12 protein-coding genes are annotated in these 16,330 nt (G+C 71.3%); 4 read left to right on the top strand and 8 right to left on the bottom strand.

All coding sequences use genetic code 11. The features are described from left to right. Nucleotides 1-87: 87 nt before the first annotated feature. On the bottom strand, nucleotides 88-528 hold the full coding sequence (locus BT341_RS44310) for an enediyne antibiotic chromoprotein (protein ID WP_143168577.1): 441 nt from the start codon (nucleotides 526-528) through the stop codon (nucleotides 88-90). A 421-nt stretch (nucleotides 529-949) separates the two neighbouring features. Between BT341_RS44310 and BT341_RS43545 the strand changes: the two genes are divergently transcribed. Together BT341_RS43545 and BT341_RS17150 are read left to right on the top strand one after the other, a co-directional pair. Further along, nucleotides 950-1,981, top strand: a complete 1,032-nt coding sequence (locus BT341_RS43545) for a ketoacyl-ACP synthase III family protein (RefSeq protein WP_177328825.1) — start codon at nucleotides 950-952, stop codon at nucleotides 1,979-1,981. A 42-nt stretch (nucleotides 1,982-2,023) separates the two neighbouring features. Beyond that, the gene (locus BT341_RS17150; RefSeq protein WP_084742887.1) at nucleotides 2,024-3,058 is read left to right on the top strand and encodes a ketoacyl-ACP synthase III family protein; all 1,035 of its coding nucleotides are present in this window, start codon (nucleotides 2,024-2,026) and stop codon (nucleotides 3,056-3,058) included. Nucleotides 3,059-3,448: 390 nt separating this feature from the next. On the opposite strand, the gene BT341_RS17155 is transcribed toward BT341_RS17150, so the two are convergent. Both BT341_RS17155 and BT341_RS17160 read right to left on the bottom strand, forming a co-directional pair. Next, the gene (locus tag BT341_RS17155; protein WP_072477263.1) at nucleotides 3,449-5,335 is read right to left on the bottom strand and encodes a 3-oxoacyl-[acyl-carrier-protein] synthase III C-terminal domain-containing protein; all 1,887 of its coding nucleotides are present in this window, start codon (nucleotides 5,333-5,335) and stop codon (nucleotides 3,449-3,451) included. Nucleotides 5,336-5,375: 40 nt separating this feature from the next. After that, entirely contained in the window at nucleotides 5,376-6,116 is a 741-nt protein-coding gene (locus tag BT341_RS17160; RefSeq protein ID WP_072477264.1) for a 3-oxoacyl-ACP reductase family protein, read from the bottom strand. Nucleotides 6,117-6,289: 173 nt separating this feature from the next. Between BT341_RS17160 and BT341_RS17165 the strand changes: the two genes are divergently transcribed. Further along, on the top strand, nucleotides 6,290-7,681 hold the full coding sequence (locus BT341_RS17165; RefSeq protein WP_072477265.1) for a condensation domain-containing protein: 1,392 nt from the start codon (nucleotides 6,290-6,292) through the stop codon (nucleotides 7,679-7,681). A 76-nt stretch (nucleotides 7,682-7,757) separates the two neighbouring features. On the opposite strand, the gene BT341_RS17170 is transcribed toward BT341_RS17165, so the two are convergent. The 5 genes from BT341_RS17170 to BT341_RS17190 form a co-directional block, all read right to left on the bottom strand. Beyond that, nucleotides 7,758-9,167, bottom strand: a complete 1,410-nt coding sequence (locus BT341_RS17170; RefSeq protein WP_072477266.1) for an MATE family efflux transporter — start codon at nucleotides 9,165-9,167, stop codon at nucleotides 7,758-7,760. 148 nt (nucleotides 9,168-9,315) lie between these two features. After that, nucleotides 9,316-10,680 (bottom strand): extracellular solute-binding protein, encoded by a 1,365-nt coding sequence (locus tag BT341_RS17175; protein ID WP_218177737.1) that lies wholly within the window; start codon nucleotides 10,678-10,680, stop codon nucleotides 9,316-9,318. Nucleotides 10,681-10,711: 31 nt separating this feature from the next. Further along, nucleotides 10,712-12,064, bottom strand: a complete 1,353-nt coding sequence (locus tag BT341_RS17180; protein WP_084742888.1) for a condensation domain-containing protein — start codon at nucleotides 12,062-12,064, stop codon at nucleotides 10,712-10,714. Nucleotides 12,065-12,095: 31 nt separating this feature from the next. Further along, complete coding sequence (locus BT341_RS17185; protein ID WP_072477267.1) at nucleotides 12,096-13,619, bottom strand: 4-hydroxyphenylacetate 3-hydroxylase family protein; 1,524 nt, start codon at nucleotides 13,617-13,619, stop codon at nucleotides 12,096-12,098. Next, nucleotides 13,619-15,394: a non-ribosomal peptide synthetase gene (locus BT341_RS17190; protein WP_072477268.1), complete on the bottom strand. Its 1,776-nt coding sequence runs from the start codon at nucleotides 15,392-15,394 to the stop codon at nucleotides 13,619-13,621. Before BT341_RS17190 ends, BT341_RS17185 begins: the two co-directional genes overlap by 1 nt. A 258-nt stretch (nucleotides 15,395-15,652) precedes the next feature. On the opposite strand from BT341_RS17190, the gene BT341_RS17195 reads away from it, so the two are divergent. Then, nucleotides 15,653-16,324 carry an O-methyltransferase gene (locus BT341_RS17195; protein ID WP_072477269.1) on the top strand — a complete coding sequence of 224 codons (672 nt, stop codon included), beginning with the start codon at nucleotides 15,653-15,655 and terminating at the stop codon, nucleotides 16,322-16,324. Nucleotides 16,325-16,330: the final 6 nt, after the last annotated feature.

Below are 16,330 nucleotides of genomic sequence, written 5' to 3' on the forward strand. Positions count from 1 at the left end.
GGACGTTCTGTGATCCGCGCTCCGCGGGGAGGTGCGGCCGGGCCGGTGCTGGGGCACCGGCCCGGCCGCCCGCTCCGCGTCCGGCGGCTACTGGAAGCTGACCGCCACCGGGACCGAGATGCCCGTGTCGGTGCCGACGTAGACCGTGCACCCGGCGGCCGAGCAGTCGACCGCGCCGGCCGGCTGGCCGCCGTTGGCCGGGTTGACGCCGCTGAACGACGACACGACCGTCAGCTGCAGGGTGAAGCTGCCGCTCGCGTCGGCCGTGGTGGTGCGGGAGTCGGTCACGTCGCAGCTCGCCGTGGCCGGGTCCGTGAAGGTGTTGCACTCGACGGCGCCGATGGTCGCGCCGCCGGGGAAGCCCGACCCGGAAACCGTGACGGACTGGCCGGAAGCGAGACCGGACGCCGGGGAAACGGTGGCGCTCGGTCCCGCGGCCAGCGCGGCCGTCGCGGACAGGGCGATGACACCCGAGCTGACCGCCAGCACGGTGGCGGCCCGGCGTGCGATTCCGAGGTTGCTGAACATCACTGTTGTACCGACCTTTCGGAATGGGTTACCAGTAAGGCTCCGGCCGCGTGCGCCGACAAAACGTGGTGACGGGCGCGGTTCGACGAATACGTCGGAAACGGGATTCCGGAGTGGAGCGCATCCGGGTAGTGACCGGATGCTCACTTACGAGAGTAGCGACGGAAAGTCGGCTCGGCAAGAACTTAACCAACTGCCGGGCGGCTCGCCGGACCGTCTCCGCAATTGCGGAGAACCGTTCGCAAAAGCATCCTCGAATAACTGGCGCCGCGGTATTCCGTGGTGCGCAATCGGCAAGGCGCGGGGCGGCCGGGCCCGGTGCCACTGTCGGTGGGAGTGTCAAAAACCGAGAAGGATGCTCGTGCCATTTCCGGACGTCCGGCATGGGTACCGGGGGACAGCGGCGGAGGATTCAGTGAGAGTGAACGACATTTACCTGGCCGGGGTGGCGAGCTGGCTCCCGCCGCGGGAACCGATCGGGGAGGGCCGGTACGCGCCGGGGTTGCAGGACGAATACGCGTGGGAATCGGCGACCGTGGCCGGCGAGGACGAAACGGTCGTCGGCATGGCGGTGCGGGCCGGCGCGGCGGCGCTGACGCGGTCGGGTGTCGATCCCGCCGAGATTTCGCTGCTGCTGCACGCCTATACGTGGTTCCAGGGGCTCGACCTGTGGACGGCGTCCTCCTACATCCATCGTGAGCTGCTGGCGGAGAACCGGCACGCGCGGGCGCTGGACGTCAACCAGCAGAGCGCGGGCGGCGTTTCGGCGCTGCAGCTCGCCGTCGACCACCTGGTCGCCGACCCGGACCGCCGCGCGGCGATCGTCACCACCGCGGACCGGTTCTCGCTGCCCGGCCTGGACCGCTGGCACACCGAGGGCCCGCGGTTCATCTTCGGGGACGGCGGCGCGGCGGCGGTGCTGGCCCGTGGCCGCGGGTTCGCGCGGGTGCTGGGGGTCGGGTGCGTCTCGGACACGACGCTCGAGCCGATGTACCGCGGCGACAGCGAGTTCACGTTGTTCAGCCCGGCCGCGCACGGCCCGATCGACCTGCACGCGCGCAAGCTTTCGTTCCTGCGCAACCGCGGTGACGTCCGCGACGTGGCCGAGCGGCTCAACCGGGGCCACGTCGAAGCGGTGCAGGAGCTGCTCGACGAGCTGGGGCTGACCATCGGCGAGGTCGACCGGTTCATCTTCCCCAACTTCGGCCTCAGCATGCTCACCGACCTGGCGAAGTCGCTCGGCATCCAGGTTTCCCAGACCGCGTGGGAGCTGGGGCGGACCACCGGGCACGTGGGCGCGGCGGACCCGTTCACCGGGCTGACGCACATGCTCGAGCAGGGCGAGCTTTCCGTCGGGGACCGCGTGATGCTGGTGGGCATCGGCTCCGGCTTCTTCTGGTCCACCGCGCTCGTGGAGTGCGTCGAGGTGCCGGACTGGCCGTCCGCCGCCTGAACGCCCGTTGCCGGCAGACATCCGAAAGCCACGGAGGATCCAGTGCAGTTGAACGACATCTACCTGGCCGGGATGGCCAGCTGGCTCCCGCCGCGGGAGCCGATCGGCACCGGCCGGTACGAGCCCGGGGTGCAGGACGAGTACGAGTGGGAGTCGGCGACCGTCGCGCCCGACGGCGAAACGGTCGTCGGCATGGCGGTGCGGGCCGGCGAGGCGGCGCTGACGCGGTCGGGCGTCGATCCCGCCGACGTCTCGCTGCTGCTGCACGCGCACACCTGGTTCCAGGGGCTCGACCTGTGGACGGCCGCCTCCTACATCCACCGCGAGCTGCTGGGGGAGAACCGGCGGGCGCAGGCACTGGACGTCAACCAGCAGTGCCCGGGCGGTGTTTCGGCGCTGCAGCTCGCGGTGGACCACCTGGTGGCGGACCCGGGACGGCGCGCGGCGGTCGTCACCACCGCGGACCGGTTCTCGCTGCCCGGCCTGGACCGCTGGCACGCCGAAGGCCCGGAGTTCATCCTCGGCGACGGCGCGGCCGCGGTGGTGCTGGCCCGTGGCCGCGGGTTCGCCCGGCTGCTCGGCGTCCGGTCCGTCGCGGACACGGCGCTGGAGCCGATGTACCGGACCGGGGTCGAGTTCACGCCGGTCAGCCCGGCGTGGCAGGGCCCGATCTCCGCGCACGAGCGCGCCGCCGGGTTCAAGGACCGGATGGACGTCGAAGAGGTGATCGCCCGGCTCAACCGCGGCCACGCCGACGCGGTGCACGGGCTGCTCGACGACGCCGGCCTGACCCTCGACGACGTCAGCCGGTTCATCTTCCCGAACGTCGGGCTGAGCATGCTCGTCGACCTGGTGAAGCCGCTGGGCATCGACGTGTCCCGGACGGGCTGGGAGCTGGGCCGCACGACCGGGCACGTGGGGGCGGCGGACCCGTTCAACGGGCTGACGCACCTGCTCGAACAGGGTGAGCTGTCCGTCGGTGACCGCGTGATGCTGGTCGGGATCGGCTCCGGGTTCTTCTGGTCGAGCGCGCTCGTGGAGTGCGTCGAGATCCCGGAATGGGCTCCGCCCGGCTGACGCCGGAACGACGAAATCGCCATCCGCTCCGGCCTGAGCCGGGACGGATGGCGATTTCCGTTGCGGTGCCTAGTTGTGCTGCTGTTTCTGGTCGTTGACACCCTGGGCTGGGGAGTGGGTCTTCGCCGGGCGGATGTAAACATCCCCGATGCCTTGATCCAGCAGGTGCCAGTGGAACGCTGGTGGGAACTCCGCGCCGTTGTCGGTCCGGATCTTCTCGACCTGGAACGGCAGCCGGGTCGAAGTGGTAGTGCTGCCGCAATTCTTCGGCGTGAGGCAGGACGGTCAGGCGCCGGTTCGCGCGCCTGACCAGGTCCTTCTCACTCCACACTTTCTCAGCCATGGGCCCCTTTTGGTCAGGAACCCAGACTGTCAACAACCTCTCTCGGTTCAGAACTGGTCGTCCAGGACGACCTCGTCGGCGACGATCGCCGGGTCGATGCGCAGGACCGCGTAGCCGCCGACCGCACCGGCTCCGAAAGCCGGGGTGAAGACGCGGGTGGGGCGGGTGAGCACGCCGTCGCGGACCGCGTCGTGGATCGCGATCGGGATGCTCGCCGAAGACACGTTGCCCATCGTCTCGATGTTGAAGTACGCGTTCTCGACCGGCAGCCCCGCTTCGGTGGCCAGGTTGTCGAACATCGTCTTGTTGGCCTGGTGCGGCACGATCAGCTCGACGCTGTCCAGCAGCGTCCGCCCGGGGTCGCCCGGATCGGCCTGGGCACGCAGCTCGCCCAGCATCTGGATCAGGTAGCGGCGCACGAGGGATTCGACGTCCGGGCCGTACATCGTGAGGTCGCCGTCGAACCGCGGGTTCGGCCCGATGATCGAGTTGACCTCGTGCTGCGGGCCGCTCGCGTACGTCTGCACGACGTCGATGTCGCCGTCCCCGCCGGCGGCGGGCCGGATCACCAGCGCCGCGGCGGCGTCACCGAAGATCATCCGCGAGGTCCGGACGCTGCCGATCTTGTCGGAGAACTTCTCCACGCACACCAGCAGGACCGGCCGCCGGACCTCCTGCAGCTGGCGGATGGCCTCGGTCAGCCCGTAGGGCAGCCCCGCGCAGGCGGCGATCAGGTCCGCCGAGGCGTGCGTCTGCAGCAGCCCCAGCTCGCCGGACAGCCGGCACGCCATCGGCGGGACCAGCCGGCTGCTGGAGCTGGTGCAGACCAGGACCGCACCGATCTCCGCAGGCACGCAACCGGCCTTCGCCAGCGCGGCCCGCGCCGCCCGCAGCGCCAGTTCCTCCGGATCCCGGCTGGTGTAGCGGCGTTCCCGGATCCCGGTCTTCGCGGTGATCTGCTCGGCGCTCATCGGCGACCAGGAAGGACTCGCGTTGCGGACGACGTCGGCGTTACCGCAGACGTGCTCGCCGCGCACGACCGCCAGCGCGGCGAGCACCGGCTGGACCGCGAACGTCTCCCGCACCCGGATCGGCTCGTACGGCGCGACGGGCGCGACCACCTCGGCGGCGGGCGCGGCCGTGCGCCGGCGAGGCGTGCCGGAGCGCCGGGCGCGGTCGACGAAGTCCAGCACGTCCCGGTCACGCGGGTGCAGCGCGATCACGAAGTCGTCGTCCCCGATCCGGTCCGGACGGCGCAGCTCGGTGCCGGCCCGGTTCCACGGGTACTGGTTGTGCAGCACCATCGCCCACCGCGTCAGCGCTTCCAGCTCGGGCACCTCGTCGTGGACGTCGACGATGTCCTCGGCCGGGAACACCGGGTAGTCCGGGTCGTAGCCGGGGCAGACGAGGGTCAGTGCGTCGGGCTGCTTGACGAACTCGGCCACCGTCGGCTTGATCGCGCTCAGCCCGGCACCGCTGTGGCGCTTGGTCCGGAACACGTCGAACAGCAGCGCGAAGACCTCGTCCTCGGTCGTGCTGTCCCCGCCGCGCGGCAGCCGGTGGAACGCCGCCTCGACCGCCGCGATCTTCCGTTCGCGCTCCGGCCACGGCGTCACCAGGGGCAGGAACACGTCGTCGCGGTGCTTGGGCAGGTCACGCCAGCGCGTCGGGCGCTTCTCGTACATGGTGATGTCGTAGCGGTCGACCCAGAACAGGTGCTGGGCCAGGTCGCGCAGCAGCTCCGGCCGCCGCGAATACGCTCCCGCGCCGATCCGCGCCAGCAGCTCGGTGCTCGTCGGGGCCTTCGCGTCGAAGTCCCGGCCGATCACCGCGGTCAGCTCCGCCGGCGTGTCCAGGAGCGAGAAGTCCAGGTCGTAACGGAAGTTCGTCGGGAAGACCAGCCGGCCGTGCCGGTTGATCACGAATGGCTTCATGCGTGCCCCTCGTCGATGCTCGTGGTTCGGCGGCGCGGCGTCACATGTACATGCCGCCGTTGACGGCGTAGACCTGGCCGGTGATGTAGGACGACTCCGGGTCGGCGAGGAACTCCACCACCCGGGCGACCTCGTCGGGGGCGCCGGGCCGGCCGGCCGGGATGCGGGCGAGGATCTGCTCCAGCGCCGCGGCCGGGATGGCCGCGCTCATGTCCGTGCTGATGAGCCCGGGCGTGACCGTGTTGACGGTGATGTTCTTCCGCGCGGTCTCCAGCGCCAGGCTCATGGTCAGCCCGAACAGCCCGGCTTTGGCGGCGGCGTAGTTGGCCTGGCCGAACCCGCCGGTCGACCCGATGACCGAGGAGATGTTGACGATCCGCCCGTAACCCCGTTCGAGCATCTGCGGCAGCAGGGCCCGCGAGAGGTGGAACGCGCCGGACAGGTTCACCCCGATCACCCGCTCCCACTCGGCCGGGGCCATCTTCCGCACGGTCCGGTCCAGGGTGGTGGCGGCGTTGTTGACGAGGATGTCCAGCCGCCCGTGCCGCGCCACGACCTCGCCGGCGACCCGGGCGCAGTCGTCGGCGGAGCCGATGTCGCCCTGGTGCACGGTGGCCCCGTAGTCGGCGTAGTCGTCACCGAACCGGCGGGCGGCTTCGGCGTTCGCCGAGTAGCCGGCCGCGACGGTGACGCCGCGGGAGATCAGCCGTTTGCTGATCGCCAGGCCGACGCCGCGGGTCCCGCCGGTGACCAGCGCGACCTGCCCGCTCATGTCCCCCATGACGATTACCTCCGTAGCAAAAGGTGTGGCCAGGCCTCCAGCGTCCCGGTTGCCCGGCCCCGGCTGCTTCTTCCGGGTTGCCGGCCGGTGGCGCATTCCATGAGACGCCGGCGCACCGCAGCTGGGAGACGGTGGAGGGAGCTTGTGGGCCGACGCGGAATGGATGGCAGCCGATGACGATCGAAGAGCGCCCCTTGGCAGCCGGTGACGCGGTGACCAGGCGTCCGCTTTCGCTCAACGAGGAAGTGTGGTGCGCCCTGGACCAGGGCGACGTTCTCGGCGTGTTCGGCCTGCGGAAGATCGTCGCGAGCGGCTGGCGCCTGCGCGGGCCGCTGGACGTGCCGACCATGCGGCTGGCCTTGGCCGACGTCGTCGCCCGGCACGAGGCGTTGCGGACGGTCATCGTCCGGGACCCCGAGGAACCGCACGTCCGCGTGCACGCGGCGGGTTCGGCGGAGCTGGACGTCGTCGACCTCCCGGCCCCCGCGGACGAGGCAGGCCGGGACCGCCGCGCGCACGAGTTCCTCAACGCGATCGACGACGCCGGCCGGTGCGACCCGGCGCGGGTTCCCTTGCTGCAGGCGACGCTGGGGCGGTTCGACGACGAGGACGCGGTGCTGGTGCTCGTCACGCACCACGCGGTCAGCGACGCCTGGTCGATCCACCTGATCATGCGCGACTTCGCCATCTCGTACGCGAAGCGCCGCGGGTTGCCCGCGCCCGAGCTGCCGCGGGCGCGCCAGTACGGCGAGTACGCCGGATGGCAGCGGCAGTCCTGCCAGGGCCCGCTCGCCGACGAAGCGCGGGAATACTGGCGCACCAGGCTGGCGGGCGGCAAGTTCCTCACCCTGCCCACCGACCGGCCGCGTCAGCCGGATTCGCCGCCGGTCTATTCGGTGTACCGGTTCGTGTTCGACGAGGAGCTGGTCAGTGCCACGACGGCGCTGGCCAGGTCGGTGCACAGCTCGCCGTTCATGGTGCTCTACGCGTGTTTCAACCTGTTCCTGCACAACCGGACGGGCGCGCGGGACATCGTCGCGCCGATCTTCACCTCCGGCCGCACCGAGCCGGAGTTCGAGCAGACAGTGGGCCCGTTGTTCAACCTGCTGCCGATCCGCACGGACCTGTCGGGGTGCGAGACCTTCGCCGACCTGGTGCGGCGGACCCGGACGGCGTTGCTGGAGGCGTACTCCTACGAGCTGCCGTTCAGTGAGATCGCGGCCGTCGCCGACCCGGAGCTGATGCACGAATCGATGACGGACGTCAACGGCGCCGCGACGGGGTTCGAGAGCTTCCAGTACCCGCAGGAGCTGGAAGCGGGCATGATCGGCGACGTGCACTACGCGGGCTTGCACCGCCGCCTGATCTCATCCGACGACACATCGGAGATCCTGGACGGCAACCTGTGGGACTTCGCGCTGGACCCGTCGGGGGACATGGTCGGCGCGGTGAAGTTCAACGGGCTCGACTTCGACCAGGCGACGATCGTGGCGATGATCGACGAGTACCGGGAGCTGCTGCGCGTATCGGTGAACGCCCCCGATTCGCCGCTCGCACGACCGTGATCCACGCGGGCCTCCGGGCTCCGGTGCGGATGCCTTCATCCACATCGGACACCCGGTGGCCCGTTCGCGTGCGGGTTCAGACCTGCTCGAGCACCTCGTCCGCCGGCTCCCGGCCGGCGTCGGCGAGGCCGCGCTCGATGGCGCCGCGATTCGCCAGCCACAGCACGAGCCCGACGGCCAGCAGCGTCACCTCGGTGGCGGTCAGCGCCCAGATGATGCCGGGCAGCCCGAACCACGTGTCGGCCAGCAGCACGACCGGGATGAACAGCAGGCCCTGCGTCGTCGACATCACCGTGGCCGCCAGCCCGCGTCCCGCCGCCTGGAACAGCGTCGTGAAGAGGCCGGTGAACCCGTTGGCGATCATCGCCACCAGCTGCGCGGTCAGGATCGTGACACCCACCGAAAGCACCGACGGGTCCGCCACGAACGCGGTGATCACCTGTTCGCGGAACAGCAGCACCACCGCGGAGAACACCACCGAGACGCTGCCGACCGCGACCGCGGCGCCGCGCAGCGCCGCGGTGAGCCGCGTCCGGTCGCCCTTGCCGTAGGCGAACGCCAGCAGCGGCAGCACCCCGAACGCGATGCCCATGACCAGGAACTCCGGCACCTGCGCGATCCGGACCGCGACCCCCATGGCCGCGAGCGGGCCGTCGCCGTAGGCCGCGGCGAGGTTGTTGAGCACGAGCAGCGTGACGATGATGAAGCCCACCTGCAGCAGCTGGCTCACGCCGACACCCAGCACGGGCCCGGTGACCGAGCGCCGCAGGGTGAACCAGCGCGGCGCGAGGCGCATGTGCTCGCTGTGCCGCCGGATCCAGCCGGCGTAGTAGCCGATGACGACGGCGTTCGCGATCCCGACCGACGCGGCGGCGCCCGCGACGCCCCAATGCAGGACGAGGATGAACAGCACGTCGAAGCCGAGGTTCGCGAGCGTCGACACGATCAGCCCGGTCATCGCCGTCCGCGCCGCGCCTTCGGCCCGGACGAGCTGCTGCAGGCACACGGACGCGCCGAGCACCGGCGCGACCGCCAGCAACACGGCGACGTACGCACTCGTGGCGGGCACCGAAGGCGCGTCGGCGCCCAGCAGCCCCACGAGCGGGCGCAGCAGGAGCAGCCCGGCGCCGCCCACGACGAACCCGGTCAGCGCCGAGCCCCACGTGGCGAACGCCGAGGCGTACCGGATCTCGCCGGCCTTCGCCGGGTCGTTCCCGGCCGCGCCGAGCAGCCTCGAGACGAGCGCGCCGCCGCCCGTGCCGAACATGCTGCCGACGGTCATCACCAGCGTGAGCACCGGGACGCCGAACGTGATCGCGGCGAGCAGTGTCGTTTGGTGCAGCGAGCCGACGAAGCCCGCGTTGACGACGTTGTAGACCGCGGTGACGATCAGGGCGGCGGCCATCGGCACGCAGAGGTGCACGAGGGCGGGCACGATCGGCGCGGACGCGAGGTACCAGCCGTTGTCACGTTTCGTCGTGCTCATGGCCGTCCTTCTCGAGAAGCCTGCACAGGGCCGGAACCTACCGCCGTTCCCGTGACTTTCCGTACTTCAAAATGCGCAATCCGTGATACGGCGACGCCGCCGGTGTCCCAGGGGACACCGGCGGCGTGACGGCGCTCGGCTGCGCGGATCAGCCGGCCCTCAGCTCGGCCGGGGTCACCGGCGGGTCGGCGAGGGCCGCCGCGTTGTGGCGGTCCAGCGCCGCCTGGGCCTGCTCGGTCGCCGCGCGGAACCGCTCCGCCGGGTCGGCACCGCGGAGCACCACGTCCGCGATCGCCTCGTGGATGGCGGTGTAGATGCCGTTGAAGTTGCCGAGCACCGGACCGGCCGCCGCGGGGGTCGGCTCGGCCGAGGCGACCTGCTCCGCCGCGCGGCGGAAGCCGGAGAACGGCTCGGCCCAGTCCGCCGCCATGGCCTGCCGGTACGCGGCCCGGGTGATCGGCAGCGAGGTCAGCGGCGTCGACGGCGCGGACATGCGCGCCGCCGCGTGCTCGGGGTTGAGCTGGTGCTGGAGGAAGGCGAGCGCGCCGTCCTCCTTCTCCTTCGGCAGTCCGGCGGTCACGAAGAACGAGCTGCCGCCGGGGACCCCGCCGGGCGAGTGCCGCGCGTCGTACCGCGGCAGCTGGCCGACGGTCAGCTCGATGCCGGCCTCGGCCGCCGCGTCGCTCACGACCTTGCCGACGGCCGACGACGAGACCACGAACGCGATCTCCCCGGCCAGGAACGCCTGCATGGCCGTGACGTAGTGGAGTTCCTCGGTGGCGAGGTAGTAGCCGTCGTCCTGCAGCTGCTTCCACCGGCGCACGTAGTCGAGCACCTCGGGGGTGTCGAGGCGGACGCGGGTGGCGCGGCCGAGCCGCCCGTTGCCGTTGTCGCCGATCAGCCCGCCCCGCCCGGCGATCTCCATGTGGAACAGCCAGCCGTAGTTGGGCCAGCTGACGCAGTGGGCGGGCCCGTCCGGCAGTGCGGCGACGGCGGCGCACGCGGCCGTGAGCTCGTCCCAGGTCGCGGGCAGCCGCTCGACGCCGGCACGGTCGAGCAGGTCCTGGTTCGCGCACAGGACGTTGGTCGAGACGAAGCTCGGCACGGACACCAGCTCACCGCCGACGCTGTAGTGCGCGCGCAGGGCCGGCACCAGGTCGTCGACGACCACCGGCTCCCCGAGGATCTTGTCCCGCCCCGCGATCGCACGCTCGACCGGGACGAACAGCGGCGAGCCATCGGCGGCGCGGGTGTCCAGCGCCGTCTGGGTCGACATCGCGTAGTACTCCGCGACGTCCGGCGGGTTGCCCTGCGCGACCGCTTCCGCGACCACCTCGGGCATCAGGTGCGCCTCGACCTTGCGGATCCGCACCTCGTAGCCCGGGTGGGCCCGGGTGAAGGACTCGGCGGCGTGCACCAGCGGGTCCCCGTGGCCTTCCAGGACGTTGCCGGGGCTCACCGCGAGCCACGCCTCGATGACGGCCGGCTCGGCGGGTTCGTTCGAAGAAGCCACGAGAATCCCTTTCGTGGGTGTGCGGTCTCGGCTACAGGGTTTTCCAGTCCCGGTCCGGCTCGGCGGCGATCGCCGTGACCAGGGCGGTGAAGTCCGTGCCCCAGCGGTCGATCGTGCTCGCGTCGAGCGCGTCCGGTTCGTACTCGACGATGCTCCGGAACTCACCCGGCGGAGCCACCCGGAAGTTCCACTTGAACGCGCCGCGCAGGAAGTAGCCCGGCGGTTCCTCCGGCGGGATCACCTGGTCGAAGCTGATGGCGGACTTGGCCTCGTCGTGCGCCCACGACGAGCTGACGTAGTTGAAGCCGGGTACCACCAGCCGCGGATCCTGCACGGTGCTCAGCAGATCCGGGAACATCCCGGCGATTTCCCCGAACGGGATCTGGTGCTGCTGCGCGTCGGTGCTGGCCCGGCGCGCCGCGAGGAGGAGGTCACGGACGCTGCGGCAGCCGCCGGACCGCAGCCGGATGGGCACGAGGTCGGCGAAGAGCCCGACGGTGTTGTGGAACCGCCCGTTCGACCGGCCGCTGTTGATGGTCAGCAGGGTGATGTCGGACTGCCCGGACACCCGGTCGGCGAGCACCATGAGCGCCGCCAGGACGACGTGCCAGGCACTGCACCGGGCGCGGGCCGCGCTCGCGACGACGTCGTCGAAATCCGCGGGAGCGAGCGAGAAGTTCGCGACGGCGGGCCGGGGCAGCAGCGTGTCGGGACCGTGCGGCCGGTCGGCGGGCATCGCCAGCAACCGGGCGCCGGCCAGGTTGTCCTGCCAGAAGCGGCGGGCCGCGACGCCTTTTTCGCTCTGCAGGAACTCCTGTTCCCAAGCCGCGTACTCGCGATAGGGGACCGGCGTGGGCAGCTCGTGCGGGACGCCGGTCACCCTGGCCCGGTAGCAGGCGGCGATTTCGCGGCGGAGGATGCCGCCCGACCAGCCATCGCTGTAGAGGTGGTGGGTGATGAGGGTCAGCACCGCGTCCCGGTCGTCGAACCGGTGGAGCGCGGCCCGCAGCGACGGCGCGTCGTCGAACGGCAGGCCCTCGTCGTTCAGCGCGTTGAGCAAGTCCACGGCGATGTCGTCGCGGGACCGGCCGGGCGGGACCACGAGGTCGTGCACGGGCAGCGGGACCGGCAGCGGCGCCAGCACCTCCTGGACCCCGAGGCTGCCGTCCGCCTCGTCGTAGACCACCCGCGTGCGCAGCGACTCGTGCCGGGCCACGACGTCCTCGAGCGCGCCCCGCAGCGCATCGACGTGCAGCTCGCCCGTGATGCGGAAGGTCAGCGCCACGACGTGCTCGGGCACCCGCGCCGCGTGGTGCGGGTCCTGCTGCCGGGAGCTCAGCGGGAACCGGCCTGCGGTTTCGCCGAGGACCTGTGATGGGCTCATGGTGAAGGCTCCAAATCTCCGCCGGGACGGGCTAGAACGCGGGATCCTGGACCCGGGCGAGGTCGGGGGCCCGCCACCCGTCCAGGTCGTACTCGGCGAGGCAGCGGTCGACGAAGTCGCGGTAGCCGTCCAGTTTCCCGTCGCCGATCTGGCCGCGCAGCAACTCGATCCTCGTGTTCTCGTGGTTTCCGGAGTAGTTCAGCTCGTAGAGCTCGTGCCTGCCGCCGAATTCGGTGCCGACCGCGTCCCAGAGCAGCTTCATCACCTTCACCCGCTCGACCGCGTCGACGCCGTGCGAGCCGCGCAGGTAGGTGTCCAGGTGCGGCCGGATGTCGGCGTTGTGGAAGTCCTCCGCGCTCGAGGGCAGGTAGATCAGCCCGCTCGCGACGTCCTGGAGCACGATCTCCTTGACCCGGGCGTAGCCGACCTGGGAGAACCACCGGTACGCCATGATGTAGTCCGGGTTGGGCAGGACGGCGTCACCCCGCCACGCCACCGGGTTGCGTGCCGCGGCGTCGGACAGGCCCCAGAACAGGTTCCGCCAGGCGAGCACCTCGCCGAGCCGGGCCTGCACGCCGTGGAAGTCGCCGGCGCCGGTGATGTCGAGGGCCTTGGCCAGCAGGCCGGCCAGGAACTCCAGCTTCACCGCCAGCCGGGTGCAGCCGTGGAACATGGCCCGCTCGAAGAAGCCGGAGTGCCCGCTGAACATGCCCACCTTGGCGGCGTCGCCGTAGATGAACACGTTCTCCCACGGGATCAGGACCTTGTCCAGCACCAGGATCGCGTCGTTTTCGTCCATCCGGGACGACAGCGGGTAGTCGAACGGGCTGCCGGTCGCCTCCGCCGCGGCCGAGTACGACTGGCGGCAGAGCAGCTTCAGCCCGGCCGCGTCCATCGGCACGGTGGCCACGATGGCGAACTTGCGGTCCTTGATCGGCAGGCCGGTGTGGGCGACGAAGTTGTAGTGCGTGAGCGCGGAGCCGGTCGCCACGACCTTCGCCCCGCTGACGACCACGCCGCTGTCGGTCTCCCGCTCGACGTGCACGAACACGTCGCCGACCTGGTCCGGCGGCCGGTGCCGGTCCACCGGCGGGTTCACGATCGCGTGGTTCCAGTACAGGACCTTCTCCTGCGACTCCCGGTACCAGCGCCGCGCGTTGGCGGCGAACGGGTTGTAGAACTCCGCGTTCGCGCCGAGCGTGCCCAGCAGCGACGCCTTGTAGTCCGGGCTGCGGCCCATCCAGCCGTAGGTCAGCCTCGACCACGCGGCGATGGCTCGCTGGTCGGCGACCAGGTCCTCGGCGCTGTGCGGCGTGGTGAAGAAGCGGTGGGTGTAGCCGCCGGGGCCGCCGGCGTCGGTGGCGGTGGTGAGCACGTCCCGGTGTTGCGGGTCGTGCAGCGCGTCGTAGAGCCGGGCGATCATCCGGGCCGGGTTGCGGAACGCCGGATGCCGGGTGACGTCGTCGACGCGCTTGCCGTGGAAGTAGATCTCGCGGTCGTCGCGGATGCTCTCGAGGTACTCGGCACCGGTCAGCGGCCGCGTCGGCCCAGGCATCAGGAGGCCGCCCGGGTCTGGTACGCCGCCCGCTTGGTCTCGATGTACGCGGCCAGCTCGGCCACGGTCGGGGTGTCGAACAGCGTGTTCACCGAGACCCCGACGCCGACCGCCGCGCCGATCCGGCTGCACAGCCGCATCGCCTGCAGCGACTGGCCGCCGAGCTCGAAGAAGCTGTCGTCGATGCCTACCTCGGGCACCTCGAGCAGGGCGCTGAACATCGCACACAGTTCCTGCTGCAACGGGGTTTCCGGGCCGCGGGAGGCGAGCACCTGGTCGAAGTCCGGCTCCGGCATCGCGTCGCGGTCCAGCTTGCCGTTCGCGGTCAGCGGCAGCGAGTCCAGCCGGACGAACACTTCGGGCGTCATGTAGCCGGGCAGCTTCGTCTTGGCGTGGGCGCGCAGCGCGGCGAGGTCGAGCTCGCCCGATTCCGGCACGACGTAGCCGACCAGTTGCTTGTTGCCGTCTTCGCGCTCGCGCGCCAGGACGACGACCTGGGCCAGGCCGGGGTGCTCGGCCAGCGCCGCCTCCACCTCGGCCAGGTCGACGAGGAAGCCGAGGATCTTCACCTGGCTGTCTTCCCGGCCGACGAACTCGACGGCGCCGCCGGCGGTGCGGCGGGCCAGGTCGCCGGTCCGGTACATGCGGGTCCCCGGCTCGCCGAACGGGTCGGCCACGAAGCGGGCGGCGGTCAGGCCGGCCTCGCCGAGGTAGCCGCGGGCGACGCCTTCGCTCGCGAGGTAGATCTCGCCGACGGCGCCGGCGGCCGCGGGCGCGAGGTCTTCGTCGAGGATGTGCAGCGTGATCCCGGTGAACGCGTCGCCGATCGGGACGACCTTGCCGAGCTCCGAGCCGCTCGTGAGCACGTGGTGCGCCGAGAACACCGTGCCTTCCGTCGCGCCGTACAGCGCGCGGATGACCAGGCCCGGGCAGGCGTCGAGCACCCGGCGGACCGCCGCGGGCGCGATCACGTCGCCGCCGGTGAGGACCTCGCTCACCCCGGTCAGCGTCGAGGGCGCCTCCTCGGCGAGCACGCGGAACAGGCCGGCGGTCAGGTGCAGCCCGGTGATGTCGTACCGGGTGATCAGCTCGCGCAGGACCGGGGGCTCCAGCCGTCCCGGGGGCGCGACGACCACCTGGCCGCCGTGCAGCAGCGGCATCCAGATCTCGAACGCGGACACGTCGAAGGCGTACGGCGCCAGCAGCAGGACCCGCGCGTGCCGCTCGGCCGTCCACTGTGGATCGGTCAGGAGGCGCACGACGTCCTGCTGGGTCACCGCGACGCCCTTGGGCTGGCCGGTGGAGCCCGACGTGTGGATGACGTAGGCCAGCTGGCCGGGGTGGACCCGCGTCCCGGGGTCGGTGCCCGGCTGCCCGGCGACGGCCGGGTCGGTCACGGCGACCACCGGCACGCCGGCGGGCACGCCGGCCGCGCGCGCGGCGTCGTCCACGAGCAGCAGTGCGGGCCGGGACCGGTCGACGATCGACTGCTGCCGGTCGGCCGGGTCGGCCTCGTGCACCGGCAGGTACGCGCCGCCGGCCTTGAGGATCGCCAGCAGGGTCACCACCAGCTCGGCCGAGCGTTCCATCAGGACCGCGACCCGGTCCTCGTGGCCGACCCCGAGCCCGATCAGGTGGTGCGCCAGCCGGTTCGCCCGCTGGTCCAGCTCCCGGTAGGTCAGCGCGGTCCCGCTCGCGGCGTCGGACACGGCTGTCGCTTCCGGCGTCCGCGCGACCTGATCGGCGAACCGGGCGGGAATCGAAAAGGCTGTCATGTCATTCTCTCCGGTCGGCTCGGGCACATTCGGCTGGTGTCATGAAAGAACCATGCGCAGCATCGTTCACGCGGTCCGTGCGCTCAGTCGAAAGTAGGCTCGGCTTCCGGCTCCGGTCATCTTCACGGTTGCTCGCCCGCCGCCGGCCCCGCCGCGCAACCGGGGAGACGTTGGCACGCCGGGGTTCCGGCCATCATGGTGCGATCGGGTCCCCGGGCCCGCACGACGATTTCCGACATCGCATTGCGGGAGGAACCGGTGCTCGTTCATCTGGTGCTGGACGACGAGATCCAGCAGTACGTGCAGGACGTCTCGCTGCGCGAAGACGCGATCGCGCGCGAGCTGCGGGAGGCCACCACCGCGCAGGTGTTCGAGCACAACATGTGCGCCTCGCCGGAGCAGGGGCAGCTGCTCGCCTTCCTTGTCGGGCTGATGTCGGCCAAGACCGTCGTCGAGGTCGGGATCTTCACCGGGTACAGCACGCTGGCCATGGCCCGCGCCCTGCCACCCGGCGGCCGCGTCATCGCCTGCGACTTCAACGAGGAGTGGGCCGAGATCGGGCGCCCGTTCTGGGAGCGGGCCGGTGTCGCCGACCGCGTCCAGCTCGAGCTGGGCCCCGCGGTCCGCACGCTGGACGCGCTGCTGGCCGGCGGCGCGGCGGGCACGGTGGACTTCGCCTTCATCGACGCCGACAAGGAAGGCTATCCGCTCTACTTCGAGCGGTGCCTCGAGCTGCTGCGGCCGGGCGGCCTGATCGCCATCGACAACGTCCTCCTGACCGGGAACGTCGCGCGCCCGGGCATCAGCGACCCGGAGACGGATTCGATGCGCGCGCTGAACGCCGCGTTGCGCGACGACGAGCGGGTCGAGCTGAGCATGCTCCCCGTCTTCGACGGCATCACGCTGGCGTACAAGCGGGCCCGCGACTGATCCCCG

The sequence above is a fragment of the Amycolatopsis australiensis genome (assembly GCF_900119165.1).
GTDB lineage: Bacteria > Actinomycetota > Actinomycetes > Mycobacteriales > Pseudonocardiaceae > Amycolatopsis > Amycolatopsis australiensis.